The 17224-nt window shown below is 74.4% G+C and carries 1 protein-coding gene; it reads right to left on the bottom strand.

Features of this window, described 5'->3' with window-relative positions:
• Nucleotides 1-17098, bottom strand: a 17098-nt coding sequence (locus AB0O67_RS00555) for an amino acid adenylation domain-containing protein (protein WP_365443730.1), incomplete at its 3' end; no start/stop codon positions are given.
• Nucleotides 17099-17224 lie beyond the last annotated feature (126 nt).

Here is a 17224-nt window from a genome sequence, read left to right as displayed (position 1 = left end):
CCGGGAGCCGGGCGGCGACATGACCGCGCAGTGCCCCCGGGTCCGGGGCGGTGCCCGGGGCCGGGATCACATAGGCCACCAGGAGCTTGCGCGGGCCTTCCTGCCGTACCGTCACCAGCGCCTGGCCGACGGCGGGGTGTGCGGTGAGCGTGGACTCGATCTCGGCCGGTTCGATGCGGAAGCCGCGGATCTTGACCTGGTCGTCGGCGCGGCCGAGGTAGTCGAGGCGCCCGTCGGGGGTCCAGCGGGCCAGGTCGCCGGTGCGGTACAGCCGCCCGCCCGGCTCGCCGAAGGGATCGGCCACGAACCGCTCGGCCGTGAGCCCCGGCGCGTCCAGGTAGCCCCGGGCGAGGCCGCCGCCCGCCAGGTACAGCTCGCCCGTGACTCCGGGCGGCACCGGCTGGAGCAGCCCGTCCAGGACGTAGGCGCGGGTGCCGGCCACCGGCCGTCCCACGAGGGGTCGTTCGCTGTCACGGACCCGCGCCACCAGGGCGTCCACGGTGGACTCCGTCGGCCCGTACAGGTTGAACGCCTCGGTGCCGCGCAGCGCGGCGAGCCGCTGCCACAGCGCCCCCGGTACGGCCTCGCCGCCCACGCCGACGACCGCGAGGGGGCAGTCGTCCCCGTTCAGTAGACCGCTGTCGGCCATCTGCGCGAAGAACGACGGAGTGACCTCCAGGAAGTCGAAGCGGTGCGCGGCGACGGCCGCCGCCAGCAGTTCGGGGTCGCGCCGCGCCTCTTCGGACACCACGTGCACGCAGTGCCCGTCGAGCAGCCACAGCTGGGGCTGCCAGGAGGCGTCGAAGAAGAAGGACCAGGCGTGGCCCGCCCGCAGGTGCCGCCGCCCGGTGGCCTCGACGGCCGGCCGGTACAGCGTCTCGCGGTGGCTGTGGAAGAGGTGGCCGAGACTCTCGTGGGTGACCACGACTCCCTTCGGGCGGCCGGTGGAGCCGGAGGTGTAGATGACGTACGCCGGGTGCCGGGGTCTCAGCGGGGCGGTCCGGTCGGCGTCCGTGAGGTCGCCCGCGTCCTGTGCCGCGATCCGCTCGGCCGTGCCGGGCTCGTCCAGGACTAGGGGCTCGGTGCCGGGCGGCAGGGTGGCGGCCAGGGCGCGGGTGGTGAGCGTCAGTACCGGGCGGGCGTCGGCGAGGACGTCGGCCGTGCGGTCCCCGGGCGCGTCCGGGTCGAGCGGCAGATACGCCGCCCCCGCCTTGTGCACGGCGAGCACGGCCGCCAGGAAGTGCGCGGTGCGCGGCAGCGCGAGGGCGACGTACCGCTCGGGACCCGCGCCGTGCCGGACCAGGACGCGGGCCAGCCGGTTGGCCTCCGTGTTGAGCTCGGTGAAGCTGTACTCGACGCCGTCCGAGGCGGCGGCGGGCAGGTCCGGGCACCGGCGGACCGTTTCCTCGAACAGCGCGGGCACGGTGGCCGGCGCGGCGCCGAGGGGGCGGCCGTGCCAGCCGCCGCGCAGCCGCGTCTCCTCCCCGGCGTCGAGGATGCCGATGCGCCCGAGCGAGACGTCCGGGTCCGCGGTGACGGCCCGCAGGACGCGCCGGAGGCGGTCAGCGAAGGACTGCGCGGTCGGATGGTCGAACAGTTCGGCGCTGTACTCCAGCACGCCGTCGACGCCACGGCCGTCGGAGCGCTCCACGAAGTCGAAGGAGAGGTCGAACTTCGCCGTGGTCTGCGCCACTTCGTCCCGGTGGGCCCGCAGTCCGGGCAGCCCGGCGTCGTCCCCGCCGGACGCGAGGTACACCACCATCACCTGGAACAGCGGGTGCCGGGCCAGGGACCGGGTGGGGTTGAGCACCTCCACCAGCCGCTCGAAGGGGACGTCCTGGTGGTCGAACGCGGCGAGGTCGGCCTCCCGTACCCGGGCGAGCAGGTCCCGGAAGGAGGGGTCCCCGGAGGTGTCGGTGCGCAGCACCATGGTGTTGAGGAAGAACCCGACCAGGTCCTCCAGGGCCGCGTCGGTGCGGCCGGAGATGGGGCTGCCGATCGGGATGTCGTGGCCCGCTCCCAGCCTGGTGAGCAGGGTGGCCACGGCCGCCTGCAGCACCATGAACACGCTGACGCCGTTGTCGCGCGCCAACCGGTGGAGTCGCGCCGCCAAGTCCGCGTCCAGCGACAGGTCGGCGGAGCCACCCCGGTAGCTCGCCTCCAGTGGGCGGGGCCGGTCGACGGGCAGCGCCAGCTCCTCGGGCAGCCCGGCCAGCGCCTGGCGCCAGTGGGCGATCTGGCGCGCGGCCAGGCTGAGCGGGTCCTTCTCGTCGCCGAGGACGTCACGCTGCCACAGCGTGTAGTCGGCGTACTGGACGGGCAGCGGCTCCCAGCCGGGGGCCCGCCCGGCCGTCCGGGCCGCGTAGGCGAGCGACAGGTCCCGGTTGAGCGGGGCCTCGGACCACTCGTCTCCGGCGATGTGGTGCAGCAGGAGCAGTAGCATCCACTCCTCCTCGCCGGTGCGGAACACATGGACGCGCAGCGGTGGTTCGCTCTCCAGCCGGAAGCCGTACGCCCCGGCCCGCTCCAGCCGCCCGGGCAGCCGGTCGGCGTCCGTGTCCTCCACCTCGAAGGGGATGCGGACGTCGGCGGCGTCCAGCACCCGCTGGTAGGGCCGGCCCTCCTCGTCGGGGAAGACCGTGCGCAGCGTCTCGTGCCGTACCACCAGGTCGTGCACCGCGGCGCGCAGTGCCTCGACGTCCAGCGCACCGGTCAGCCGCCAGGCCGCGGGGATGTTGTACGTCGCGGAGGGGCCCTCCACCTGGTACAGCACCCACAGCCGCTGCTGGGCGGAGGAGAGCGGCAGGCGTTCGGGACGCGGCCGGACCGTCAGGGCGGGACGGGCGGTGTCCTGTTCGTCCGTGACGCGTTCCGCGAGCCGGGCCACGGTGGGTGCGTCGAAGACCGTCCGCAGGGACACCTCGGTGCCGAGCGCGGCCCGGATCCGGGCGGTCAGCCGCATGGCGAGCAGCGAGTGGCCGCCCAGGGCGAAGAAGTCGTCGTCGATGCCGACCTCGGGGACGTCGAGCACCGCGGCGAACACCTCGCACAGCAGGTCCTCGCGGGGTGTGCGGGGCCTGCGTCCCGAGCTGAGCGCGGCGAGGTCCGGCGCGGGCAGCGCCTTCTCGTCGAGCTTGCCGGAGACCGTGCGCGGCAGCGCGGCGACGGCGACGAAGGCCGCCGGGACCATGTGCGCGGGCAGCGTGGCGGCGGCGTGGCCGCGCAGTTCCGTGAGGTCGGGCTCGCGGTCCCCGGCCGCGAGGACGTAGGCCACCAGCCTGCGCACGCCCGGGGTGTCCTCGCGCACGACGACGGCGGCGGTCGCCACGTCGGGGTGCCCGGCGAGCAGCGCCTCGATCTCGCCGGGTTCGATGCGGAAGCCGCGCAGCTTGACCTGGCTGTCGGCGCGCCCCAGCAGCTCCAGCGTGCCGTCCCGGCGGCGTCGGGCGAGGTCGCCGGTGCGGTACATGCGGCTGCCAGGCGTCCCGAAGGGGTCGGCGGTGAACCGCTCCGCGGTCATGCCGGGCCGGTTCAGATAGCCGCGGGCCAGCCCTTCGCCGGCGAGGTACAGCTCGCCCGTGACGCCCACGGGGACGGGCAGCAGCGCGTGGTCGAGGACGTGGGCGCGGATGTTGCCGACCGGGGCCGCCCAGGGGCCGGACGCGTCGCGGTGCCGGCCGTAGGAGTCGACCGCGCACTCGGTGGGTCCGTACAGGTCGTGGACCGCCACGTCCGACAGCGCGCACAGCCGCTCCCACAGTGCCGTGGGGATCGCCTCACCACCGACCGTGATCACGCCGGGGACGTGGCCGCCGGGGGCGAGGAAGCCGTGGTGGACCAGCTCGCGCATGTAGGTCGGGGTGACGTCGAGGTAGTCGATCCGCTCCCGTTCCAGGTACGCCAGCAGTGCGGCCGGGTCGGCCATGGTGGCCTCGTCGGTCACGTGCAGCTCATGGCCGGCGAGCAGCCAGATCAGCGGCTCCCAGCTGCCGTCGAAGCTGAACGACGCGGCGTGCGCGGCCCGCAGGCCCGTGCGGCCCGCCGCCCGCTCGGCGGGGATGACGACGTCGTCGCGCTGTACGGCGAAGAGGTTGCTCAGGCCGCGGTGGGTGCCGACGACGCCCTTGGGCCGGCCGGTGGAGCCAGAGGTGAAGATGACGTACGCGGCGTTAGACGGGGCGGGAGCCACGGGGGCCGGGGTCTCGCCGTCCGTGCCGAGGCCGGCCTCGTCGAGCAGCACCGGCACGCAGTCGTGCGGCAGTCTCGGCGCGAGCGCGGCCGTGGTGAGGACGCACAGGGACGCGGTGTCCCGCAGCATGAACTCCAGCCGGTCGGCGGGGTACTCGGGGTCCAGCGGGAGGTAGGCGGCCCCCGACTTCAGTACGCCGAGCAGGGCCGGGACCATCAGATGCCGGGGCAGGGCCAGCCCGACGACCGTCTCGGGGCTCGCGCCCCGGCGCAGCAGCAGCCGGGCCACCGCGTCCACCCGCTCCGCCAGCTCCCGGAAGCTGAGCCGTTCGTCCCCGGCGACCAGCGCCGGGGCGTCGGGCCGAACCCGGACCAGCTCGTCCAGGATCTCCGGGACCGAGCGGGTCTCCAGCGGCCTGGCGGTGTCGTTCCACACGGTGGTGGCGGCCGACTCCTCCTCGGCCGTCAGGACGGTCAGTGCGCCCACCGGCCGGGCGGGATCCCGTGCGACCTGCTCCAGCAGACTCACCAGCCGCTCGACGAGCCGGGCGGCCGTGTCCGCGTCGGTGAGGTCGGTGGCGTACTCCAGCAGCAGCGCCATGTCGCGTCCGGCGCCGTGGTCGACGAACGTGAAGTCCAGGTCGAACTTGGCCATGCCGGTGTCCATGTCGAACCACTCGGTGGGCAGCCCGAACAGGTCGGGGTCGCCGTCGGGCCGGTGGTGGTAGCCGAGCATCACCTGGAACAGCGGGTTTCGGTCGGCGACGCGCGCCGGGTTGACGGCCTCGACCACTCGGTCGAACGGCACGTCCTGATGCTCGAAGGCGGCCAGCGCGGCTTCCCGTACCCGGCCGAGGAGTTCGGTGAAGGTCGGGTCGCCGGTCAGGTCGGTGCGCAGGACGAGCGTGTTGACGAAGAAGCCGACCAGGTCGTCCAGCGCGCTGTCGGTGCGCCCAGCGATCGGCGCGCCGAGCGGGATGTCGTCCCCGGCGCCGAGCCGGTGCAGCAGGGCCGCCGTCGCCGCCTGGAACAGCATGAACATGCTGACCTGATGGCCGGCGGCCAGCTCCCGCAGCGCGGCCGCCGTGGCGTCCGGCAGGTCCAGGCGCACGACGGCGCCCCGGCCGGTGGTCCGGGCCGCGCCGGGGCGGTCCAGCGGCAGCGGGATCTCCTCGGGCAGATCGCGCAGGGTACGCGTCCAGTAGGTGAGCTGTTCCTCGCCGACCTCGGCGAGCAGGCGCTCCTGCCACAGCGTGTAGTCGGCGTACTGCACCGGCAGGGGTGCCAGGTCGGGCCGCTCGCCGGCGGCACGGGCCGCGTAGGCGCGGTTCAGGTCGGCCAGGAACGGCCGGTCCGACCACTCGTCGGTGGTGATGTGGTGCAGCACCACCGCCACCACGTGGTCCTCGGCTGCGAGCCGCATGACCTCGGCCCGGACGGGGAGTTCGCCGGCCAGGTCGAAGGGGCGGCGCTGGGCCGCCTCGATCCGCGCGGCGAGTTCCTCCTCGGCGCAGTCGGTCACCTGGACGTCGGGCTCGACCGCGCCGGGCGGCACGACCCCCTGGTACGGCTCGCCGTCCTCCGCCACGAACCTCGTGCGCAGCGCCTCGTGACGGCCCGTCACGTCGCGCAGCGCGGCCCGCAGGGCGTCGATGTCGAGTGCTCCGCGCACCCGGACGACCAGCGGGAAGTTGTAGGCCACGCCGCCGCCGGTGATCCGCTCCACCAGCCACAGCCGCCGCTGGGCCGCCGACAGCGCCACCCGTGCGGGACGTTCGGCCGGGGGTACGGGTTCCAGCACCGGCCGGGCGGGCCGTCCCGCCTGCGCGCGCAGGGCCAGCGCCTCGGGGGTCGGGGCCTCGAACAGGTCCCGGATCGCCAGCTCCGCTCCCAGCTCGGTGCGGGCCCGGCTGATCAGCCGGGTGGCCAGCAGCGAATGGCCGCCCAGGTCGAAGAAGTCGTCCTCCGCGCCGGTGCGCGCCAGGCCCAGCACCTCGGCGAACAGACGGCACAGCACCTCCTCGACGGGCGTGCGCGGCCCGCGGCCCTCCGACAGGGCCACCGCCGGCTCGGCGTCCGGCAGTGCCCGCACGTCGAGCTTGCCGTTGTCGTTCATCGGCAGCCGCGGCAGGACCACGAAGGCGGCCGGGACCATGTAGCCGGGCAGCCGCTGCCCCAGGTCCTCGCGCAGCCGGCGGACGAGCGCGCCGTTGCCGCGGGTGGCGGTGGGGGTGTTGGCGTAGGGGGCGGTGCCCCGGTCGTGGCGGGGGCGGTGCAGGCCCGAGGTGCGCCGGGGCTGCGGGCCGCGCACGAACACGGCGTCGAAGTGGCCCGGTTCGTCCGACCAGGTGGTCAGGACCCGGTAGCCGCGCGACTCCCCCAGCCACCGCAGTCGCTCGGGCTCCTCGCCCGCCGGGGCGGGGACGGGCCGGCCGGCGTCCATCGCCCGCGTCGCCGCGAGGTCGTCCGCCGTACGGGCGTCGGGTACGCGGCGGACCCGGAGCAGGTCCACGCCGTCCAGGCGGGCGGCGAGGTCGCCGGTGCCGGCCCAGTCCAGGACGGGGGCGTCGTCGACCCGCAGGGCGCCCTCGCCCTCGTACAGCACCACGTCGTAGCGGTACCGGGTCAGTTCGTTGTGGTGCCGTCCGGCCTTGGTGCGCAGTTCGACGCCGACGCCGAGGGTGCTGAACCAGTCGGGGTCGACGAGGAGTTCCTTCTCCAGCGCGAGGCCGCGGTCCACGGCCCGGCGCAGCGAGTCGGGGTCGGTGTCCGCGCCCGCCCGGGCGAGCTGGATGCCCGTCTGGAACACCCGCGCCTGCCGCAGGTCGCGCACGTCACCGAGGAACAGGGCGCCGCCCGGTGCGAGCAGCTTCAGGGCGCCCCGGATCACCTTGTGCAGGTGGTTGAGGCTCGGGAAGTACTGCACGACGGAGTTGATGACGACCGTGTCGAAGAACCCGGTCGGCAGGCCCTCGGTCACCTCGGCCGGTCGGCAGCGCAGTTCGACCTTCCGCGCCAGCTCGGGGTCGGCCTTCAGGTCCTCGCCGATCTTGCGGATCACGGGCTCCGCGAAGTCCGTCGCCCAGTAGGCCTCGGCGTCCGGGGCGAGCCTAGACAGCAGCAGACCGGAGCCGACGCCGATCTCCAGGATCCGCCGCGGCCGCAGCTCGCGGATGCGCTCCACGGTGGCCTCGCGCCACTCACGCATGTGCTCCACGGGGATGGGCGCGCCGTCGTAGGAGCTGTCCCAGCCCGCGAAGTCCTCGGTGAAGACGGCCGTGCCGATCTCGCTGTACTCGGCGGAGTAGATCTCCCGCCACTCGCCGATCTGGTCCCGCTCGGCCGTGCGCAGCGCCTCGGCGTCGGGGTCCGCCGGGACGACGTAGCCCACCAGCCGCTTGGTACCGGGGGCATTGGTGTCGTCGCGGGCGACGACGGCCGCCTGGGACACCTCGGGGTGCTGGACGAGCACCGTCTCGATCTCGCCGAGCTCCACCCGGTGCCCGCGGATCTTGACCTGGTCGTCGGTACGGCCGAGGAAGTCGAGGTTGCCGTCCGGGCCGCGCCGCACCAGGTCACCGGTGCGGTACATCCGCTCGCCCGGCCGCCCGTAGGGGTCGGCCACGAACCGCTCGGCCGTCAGGCCCGGCCGGTCGAGGTAACCGCGGGCCAGGCCCACGCCTGCGATGTACAGCTCGCCCGCGACCCCGTCCGGCACCGGCCGCAGCCAGGCGTCCAGGACGCGGGCGCGGGTGGCGCGGATCGGGCGGCCCACGGTGGGGGTGGCGCTGTCGTGGGTGCCGCCGCCGAGGGTGTTGATCGTGTACTCGGTGGGCCCGTACAGGTTGTAGCCGTACGTGCCCTCCGTGTCCCGCAAGGTGTTCCACACCGTCTCGGTGACCGCCTCGCCGCCGAGCAGCACGAGCGGCGGCCGGTGCCCCTCCAGCAGGCCCTCCTCGATGAGGAGATGGGCGTAGGTGGGCGTCACGTTCACCACGTCGACGCGGTGCTCCTCGCAGTACGCCACCAGCGCGGTGGCGTCACGGCGCAGTTCCTCGTCGCAGACGTGCACCTCGTGGCCCTCGACCAGCCACAGCAGTTCCTCCCAGGACATGTCGAACGCGAACGACACGGTGTGCGCGATGCGCAGCCGCCGCCCGCCCGCCGAGGCGATCGCCGGGGCGAAGATCTCCTTCTGGTGGTTGAGCTGCATGTTCGTCAGGCCGACGTACGGCGTGACCACGCCCTTGGGGCGGCCGGTGGAACCGGACGTGTAGATGACGTACGCGGGGTGGTCGAGGCTGAAGGTGACCTCCACGGCGTCGGCGGGCAGACCCGCGAGCTCGCTCGCCACGTCCGGGGCGTCGAGCAGGACGCGCGGGGTGTCACCCGTCAGGGTCCGTGACACCGCTTCCGTCGACAGCAGGAGCAGCGGGCGGGCGTCGGCCAGCATCAGCGACAGCCGCTCCGCCGGGTGGTCGAGCTCCAGCGGCAGGTACGCGGCCCCGGTGCGCAGCACCGCGAACAGCGCCACCACCATGTCGATCGACCGCGGCAGGCCCAGCGCGACGACCTTCTCGGGGCCCGCGCCGCGCGCCAGGAGCAGCCGTGCCATCCGGTTGCAGCGGGCTTCGAGTTCGGCGTACGTGACGGTCTGGGCGCCGAAGACGAGGGCCGTCGCGTCCGGGGTGCGGGCGGCCTGGGCGGCCAGCATGTCCGCGACCGTCTCGTGCGGCACCGGCTGCCGGTTCGCGCTCTCCTCACGGGCCAGCGTGGCGGCCTCGGCGGGCAGCAGCGGGTCCAGCGAGCCGACGGCGGCGGACGGGTCGGCGACCAGTCGGCCGACCAGGAGCACGAACCGGTCCAGCAGGCCGCGCGCGTAGACGTCGTCCAGCAGGTACGGACGGTAGGCGAGGGTGACCCGGACCCGCTCGCCCGGGGTGACGACCAGGTTGGCCGGGTAGTGGGTGGCGTCCACGTTGGCGACGGCCGTCGCCCCGTGCCGGTCGCGCAACTCGGCGAGCCGCTCGTCGGTGTCGGCGTTGCGCAGCACGAACAGCGTGTCGAACAGGCGCCGGTGGCCTGTCTCGGCCTGGAGGACGCCGAGGCCCAGGTACTCGAACGGCATCAGCGCGAGGCGCTCGCCCTGGACGCGGCGCAGCAGGTCGAGGACCGGCTCGCGCGGGTCGAAGGCGAGGCGGGCCGGCACGGTGTTGAGGAACATGCCGATGACGTTCTCGACGTCCGGGACCTCGCTGGGACGTCCGGCGACGGTCGTGCCGAACGCGACGTCCGTCCGGCCCGTGACGGCCGCCAGGGCGAGGCCCCAGGCCGCGTTGAGGACCGTGTTCAGGGTGAGGCCGTGGCGGCGGGCGGTGTCGCGCAGCCGGTCCGCCACCTCGGGGGCGAGGACGGCGTCGAGCTGCTCGGGGATCACCGGCTCCAGGCCCCGGTCGGAGACCGTGGGGGCCAGCAGCGTGGGCTCCTCGAACCCGGCCAGGGCGGTCCGCCAGGCGCGGGTGGCCTCCGTGTCGTCCTGGCGCTCGAGCCAGGTCAGGTAGTCGCGGTAGGAGCCGGGCCTGTCGAGTCCCTCGGGGTCTCCCGCGTTCTCGTAGAGGGCGAAGAGCTGGTCCAGGAACAGCCAGGCCGACCAGCCGTCCCACAGGATCAGGTGGCGTCCGATCACCAGGCGGTCGCCGCGGCCGTCCCCGAGCCGCACGAGCAGCATGCGGAACAGCAGCGGGCTGGTCAGGTCGAAGCGCCGGGAGCGCTCCTCGTCCATCAACGCCCGCATCCGGGCGTCCTGTTCGGCCGTCGCCAGCCCGGACAGGTCGACCTCGGTGAGCGGTATCTGCGCGTCCCGCACGATGAACTGCACCGGCTGGGGCAGGCCTTCGCCGGTGAAGCCGGCGCGCAGGCTGGGGTTGCGGTCGAGCAGGGTGCGGGTGGCGGCCACCAGCCGGGCGGTGTCGACCCGTTCGGCGAAGTCGAAGGACTCGTGGACGGTGTAGACGTCGAGGACGCCGTCGTCGTAGGTGGAGTGGAAGAACAGGCCTTCCTGGAGCGGCGCGAGCGGCCACACGTCCTCGACGCGGCCGGGGGCGAGCCGCTCGACGCGGGCGCGTTCCTCCTCGGTGAGGACGAACGCGGGGGCCGCCTCGGCGGGTTCGGCGCGCTGGTCCACCGTGGCCGCCGCGGCGAGGGCGGCCGGGGTGCGGTGCTCGAAGACGTCGCGCGGGCCGATCGCGAGACCCGCGCGGCGGGCGCGGCTGGAGACGGCGATGGAGGTGATGCTGTCGCCGCCGAGCAGGAAGAAGTCGTCGTCCGCGCCGGCGTCGGGGAGTTTCAGCACGGCCGCGAAGATCTCCGTGAGGAGTTGCTCGCGCGGATCGCGGGCCGCGCGGGCCACGGCCCGTACGGCCCGCGGGGCGGGCAGGGCGGCCCGGTCCAGCTTGCCGCTGGGGGTCAGCGGCAGCGCGTCGAGGAGGACGTAGGCGCCGGGGACCATCGGGGCGGGGAGGGAGCCGGACAGGGCGCCGCGCAGCGCCGTGGCGTCGACGGCGGTGCCGGGCTTCGGCACGACGTAGGCGACGAGTGCGTCGTCCCGTACCGTCACGGCGGCCTGCGCCACCTCGACCAGGCGCGCCAGCGCGGCCTCGATCTCGCCGAGTTCGATGCGGTTGCCGCGCAGCTTTACCTGCCGGTCGGTGCGGCCCAGGTACTCGAGCACGCCGTCCGCGCGGCGCAGCACCAGGTCGCCGGTGCGGTACATACGGCTGCCGGGCGGGCCGTAGGGGTCGGCGGTGAAGCGTTCGGCGGTCGGCGCCGGGCGGGCGTGGTAGCCGAGCGCCAGCTGCACGCCCGTCAGGTACAGCTCGCCCGGGACCCCGTCGGGCACGGGCCGCAGGCACCGGTCGAGCACTCGCATGCCGGTGTTCCACACCGGCCGCCCGATGGGCACGGTCGTGCCCGCGTCCCCGTCGTAGGGGTGGTGGGTGACGTCGACGGCGGCCTCGGTCGGGCCGTACAGGTTGTGCAGCGGTACGCCGGTCAGCTCGCGCCAGCGGCTCGCGGCGGCCGTCGGCAGCGCCTCGCCGCTGCTCAGCACGCGGCGCAGGGACGCCGCCCAGTCGGGGTCGGCGGTGACGTCCTCCGACTGGAGGAACGCCTCCAGCATGGACGGCACGAAGTGCATCGTGGTGACGGACCGCTCGCGTACGAGCGCCGCCAGATAGGACGGGTCGCGGTGTCCGTCGGGCCGGGCGAGGACCACGGCGGCGCCTTCGAGGAGCGGCCAGAAGAACTCCCAGACGGACACGTCGAAGCTGGACGGGGTCTTCTGGAGCACGCGGTCGTCGGCGCGCAGCCCGTAGGCGGCCTGCATCCAGGCGAGCCGGTTGACGATGGCGCGGTGGGTGACGACCACACCCTTGGGCAGACCGGTCGAGCCGGAGGTGTAGATGAGATAGGCGGGGTCGCCGGGGCGGGCCGTGCGCCCGGCGACGGGAGCGGCGGCCGTCTCGGGTGCGTCGAGCAGCACGGCCGAGGGCGCCTGCCGGGGCAGCCGGCCGGCGGACGCGGACAGCGTGACCACCGTCGTGGCGCCGGAGTCGGCGAGCATGTGGGCCACCCGGTCGGCCGGGTAGTCCAGGTCGACCGGCAGATACGCGGCACCGGACTTCAGCACGCCGATCAGGGCGACCATCAGCTCCGCCGACCTCGGGACCGCGACCGCGACGAACGCGCCCGGGCCCGCTCCGCGACCACGCAGCCGGGCCGCCAGCGCCTCGGCGCGGGCGTCGAGTTCGGCGTACGTCAGGATCTCGTCCTCGAACAGGACGGCGGTCGCGTCGGGGGTGCGGGCGGCCTGCGCCGCGAACGCCTCGGCCAGGGTGGTGTCCGGGACGGGACGCTCCTCGCCCGCCAGATGGGCGCGCAGTGCCTCGTCGGGCGACAGCAGTTCGACGGAGGCGGCGGGGCGCGCCGGGTCGTCGGCGATCGCCTCCAGGATGCGGGCGAGCCGGTCACCGAGCGCGCGCACGGCGTCCGCGTCCAGCCGTTCCGTGTGGTGTTTCAGCCGCAGGTCGAGCCGGCGGCCGGGCTTGACGACCAGGGCGAGCGGATAGTGGACGGCGTCGTGGAACGCGTCGCCGGTGATCCGGATGCTGCCCGAGGCGTCCCGCAGGTCGGTCTCGGCGGGATAGTTCTCGAACACCACGAGGGTGTCGAAGAGTTCGCCCCCGCCCGCGTGCCCGGCCAGCCGCTGGATCTCGGCGAGACCCAGGTGCTGGTGGTCGAGGAGGCGGGCCTGCTCGTCCTGGAGACGGACCAGCAGCTCCCCGAGCGGCTCGCCCGGCGCCCAGCGGAAGCGGGTCGGCAGGGTGTTGATGAAGAGGCCGACCATGGCGGCGATGCCGTCCACCTCGCTGTCCCGGCCGGAGACCGTGGTGCCGAACACGACGTCGTCCCGGCCCGTCAGCCTGCCCAGCAGCAGCCCCCATGCGGCCTGGACCACCGTGCCGAGGGTGACGCCGTGGGCGCGGGCCCGCTCGGTGAGGCGCGCTGTGGTCGACTCGGGCAGCTCCACGCGGATGTGCGCGGGCCGCACCGGCGCTCCCGTCCCCGGGGCGGCCACGAGCCGGGTGGGCTCGTCGAGCCCGGCGAGGGCGGCGCGCCAGGCGTCGCCGGCCGCGTCACGGTCCTGCTCCGCGAGGCGGCGCAGGAAGGCGCGGTAGGGGGTGACGTCGGCGAGGGGCGGCGCGTCGTCGCCGTAGCAGGCCATCAGTTCGCGGTGCAGGACCGGCAGGGACCAGCCGTCGGCGACGATGTGGTGGAACGTCAGGACGAGCCGGCTGCGCAGTGCGCCGAGCCGGATCAGGGCGCAGCGCAGCAGCGGCGGCGCGGCCAGGTCGAAGCCCCGGGAACGCTCGTCCTCGGCCACCGCGTCGCCCAGCGCCTCGCGGACCTCGCCGTCCTGTGCCGACAGGTCGATCTCCCGCCACGGCAGCTCGGCGTCCCAGGTGATGATCTGGACGGGCGTGCCGTCCGGGCGCTGGCGGAAGGCGGCCCGCAGCGGCGCGTGCCGGTCCAGCAGGCGCTGCGCGGCCCGGCGCAGGGTGGGGCCGTCGACCGGCCCGGCCAGGTCGAGCACCTGCTGCACCACGTAGGCGTCGCCGTCCGGGCCGCCGCTCAGCGCGTGGAAGAAGAAGCCCTGCTGGAGCGGGGTGAGGGGGAACAGCTCCGCGACGGGCAGCGGTCGCGTGCCCTGGATCTCGGCAAGTTCGGCCGCGTCGGCGTCGACCAGCGGGTGGTCGGCGGTGTGCTCGTCGGTGCGTTCGACGGCGGCCTTCGCGAGCGCCGCGACCGTGCGGTGCCGGAACACGTCGCGGGTGGTGAGCCGGAGCCCCGCCTCCCGCGCCCGGACCAGCAGCTGGATGGCGGTGATGCTGTCGCCGCCGAGGGCCAGGAAGTCGTCCTCGGCCGTCACGGAGTCGAGCCCGAGCGCCCCGGCGTACAGCCCGCAGAGCAGTTTCTCGCGGGCGGTGCGCGGAGGGCGGCCGGAACTCATCGCCGAACGGTCCGGGACCGGCAGCGCCTTGGCGTCGATCTTGCCGCTGGGGGTGACCGGCAGGGTGTGCAGCGGGACGAAGGCCGACGGGACCATGTAGTCGGGCAGCCACTCGGCGGCGTGCGCGCGCAGGCTCCGCATCAGGGCGGTCACGTCGCGGAAGGGGGCGGGGCGGTTGGCGCGCGGGTACGCCCCGGTGGTGCGGTACGGCCCGGACAGCGGGCCGTCGAGGGCGAGGAGCACGTCGAACGCGCCGTCGTCGGCGGCGCCGTTCCAGGTGAGGGCCACCTGGTAGCCGTGCTCGGCGGCCACGCGGTCGACGTCCTCGGGGTCGACGCCGGGTGCCGCCTCCTGGCCGCTGCCCTCCAGCCGCCGCAGGTCGGCCAGGTCCTCGGCGAGACGGGCGTTGGGCACACCGGTGACCCGCAGCCGCCGCGGCCGCCGCGCGAGCAGGTCTGCCAGGCCGGTGAGACCGCCGACGGCGGCCCAGTGCACCTCGCGCTCGTCCGGAACGCCGGCCGTGGCGTTAGCGGGGCGCAGGACGACGTCGTACCGGTAGCGGCTCAGCTCGTTGTGGTGCGTGGCCCGCTTGATGCGGATGTCGGCGTCGAAGCCGTCCAGCGCGGCGAAGAAGTCGGGGTCGAGGAGGAGTTCGCCCTCCCAGCGCACCGACCGCTCGACGGCCGCGCGCAGGGCGCTCTTGTCCGCCTCCTCCTCGCCCGCCGAGCGCCGGGTCTCGACGGCGGCGCGCAGCGTGCGCAGCAGCCGCAGATTGCGTACGTCACCGACGAAGACGCGTCCGCCCGGGGCGAGCAGCGCCGAGATCCGGGTCAGTACGTCCCGGAGGTAGTCGGCGCTCGGGAAGTACTGGGCGACGGAGTTGAGGACGACGGTGTCGAAGTAGCCGGCCGGCAGCCCGTCGGTGTCGTGCGCGGGGCGGACGCTCAGCTCGACCTTGGCGGCCAGCTCCGGGTCGGCCGCCACCTGGGCGCGCAGGGCGTCGATCGCCTGCTGCGAGAGGTCGGTGCCCCAGTACGCCTCGCAGTCCGGCGCGATCCGGGACAGGATCAGGCCGCTGCCGACGCCGATCTCCAGCACCCTGCGGGCGGTGCCGAGTGCGCGGACGCGCTCGACGGTCGCGTCCCGCCACTCGCGCATCTCCTCGACGGGTATCGGCCGGCCGTCGTACATGCTGTTCCAGCCCGCGAAGTTCTCGCGGAAGCCGCCGGCGTTCTCGCGTGACCCCTCGGATCCGGCGGCGCGGTAGAGGAGTTCGTGCAGCTGCTTCCACTCCTCGACCCGCGCCTCCGGGTCGGCGTCGCGCGGCCCGTCCAGTGCGGGCACGACGTAGGCGGCCAGCCGCCGGTCGCCGGGGCGGTCCTCGCGGGCCACCACGGTGACCTGGTCCACTGCGGGGTGGCCGCGCAGCACGGACTCGATCTCGCCCGGCTCGATACGGAAGCCGCGGATCTTGACCTGGGCGTCGGCGCGGCCGAGGAACTCCAGCCGCCCGTCCGCCTTCCAGCGGACCAGGTCACCGGTGCGGTAGAGGCGTTCGCCGGGCGCGCCGAAGGGGTCGGCGACGAACCGCTCGGCGGTCAGGTCGGGGCGGCCCAGATAACCGCGCGCGAGGCCGGCTCCGCCGAGGTGGAGCTCACCCGTGACACCGGCGGGAACCGGCCGCAGGAAGGCGTCGAGGACGTACGCGCGTGTGCCGGGGTCGGGGACGCCGATCGGCACGATGGAACCGGCCGGGATGTCCGGATCGCACAGACCGAGTGTGGAGTTGGTGGTGGCCTCCGTCGGCCCGTACGCGTTGAACATCATCCGTCCGCGCGCGTAGCGGCCCACCAGCTCCGGGGACACCCGTTCGGTGCCCGCCAGCAGCGTGGCCGCGGACGGCAGCCGCACGTCCTCGGGCATGGCGGCGAGCAGCGCGGGCGGCAGGATCATGAAGGTGATGCCGTGGGCGTTCGCGTAGTCGGCGAGCGGCGCGCCGGGCACCCGCCGTTCGGCCGGTACGACGACCAGCCGGCCGCCGGAGAGCAGGCCGAGGCACAGGTCCCAGAAGGCGACGTCGAAGCTGGGCGAGGCGAACTGGAGCACCCGGCTGTGCGGTCCGATGCCGAACCGCTCGCTCTGGGTGGCGACGAGCTTCGCGACGCCGCTGTGGGAGAGGACGACGCCCTTGGGGCGGCCGGTCGAGCCCGAGGTGTAGATGACGTAGGCGGCGTTGAGCAGGGAGACGGGTACGGCGGGGTCGTGGGCCTCGCACCGGGCCATTTCGGCGGCGATGGCGGGCGCGTCGAGTGCGAGCAGCGTCATGCCGTCGCGTTCGGGGAGTTCCCGCGCGGTCTCCTCGGTGGTCACCATGCAGACCGGTGCCGCGTCGCCGAGCATGTACCCGATACGGTCCACCGGGTAGTCGTGGTCGATCGGCAGATAGGCGGCGCCGGACTTGAGGACGGCGACCTCGGCGACGATCAGATCGGTGGAGCGCGGCAGGGCCAGCGCGACGATGCGTTCGGGGCCGGCGCCGCGCGCGATCAGGGCGTGGGCGAGACGGTTCGCCCGGGCGTCCAGCTCGGCGTAGGTGAGTTCCTCGTCCTCGAAGACCAGGGCGACGGCGTCGGGGCGCGCCCGGACCTGCTCGGCGAACATCGCGGGCCAGGTGAGCGGCGGCACGGTGTGCTCGGTGGCGTTCCAGTCGACGACGACCTGACGCACCTCGTCGGGGCCCATCAGGTCGAGCCGGGCGACGGTGGTCCCGGGCCGGGCCAGCGCGTCGGCGAGGAGTACCCGGTAGTGGCCGAGCATCCGCTCCACGGTGCCGCCGTCGAACAGGCGGGGGTCGTACGTCGCCCGCGCCTGGCCTTCACGCACCTCCAGCACCACGTCGGCGGGAGCGGGCAGGTCGCCGGCGGGCCGGGCCGCCGTCGCGAACACCGTGTTGACGAACAGGCCGCCGCCGCGCGTCGGCCGGGGCCGCAGTTCGTCGACGAGGAGTTCGGCGGGCACCCGGTGGGTCACCGCCTCCTCCCAGGCCCCGGTCACACGGCGTACGAGTTCCCCGAAGGTGGGCTCGTGGTCGAGGGACACCCGCACCAAGAGCCCGTCGTGGCCGACGGTGAGGTCCGGCGCGCCGCTGTAGCGGTGCAGCAGGGCGACGAACGCCGCGAGCTGCACGGTGTCGGCGGCGTCCGGTACGCCGGCCAGCGTGCGGGTCTCCCGTTCCGCTGCCGGCTCCGCCGGATAGGTCCGGTCGGTGGGCAGGGATGTCTCCAGCGGGAGCGGGGTGAGTATCCGCCGCCAGTACGCCAGCACTTCTTCGGAACCGCACACAGCAGCGTGCCTCCCCAGCGGGTCTGTCCCGGCCCTGGGCCGGGGGTCGGCGACATACTAAGGTAAGGGTTACCTTATTCACAGGGTAAGCACTTGGTTCACCCAGGGGTGGGATGCCGGGCCGTC

Origin of the sequence: Streptomyces sp. NPDC086077 (genome assembly GCF_040686175.1) — a bacterium.
Classification (GTDB): domain Bacteria; phylum Actinomycetota; class Actinomycetes; order Streptomycetales; family Streptomycetaceae; genus Streptomyces.
Note: the sequence above shows the minus strand (reverse complement) of the source record. Positions and strands in the feature narration are given on the sequence as shown.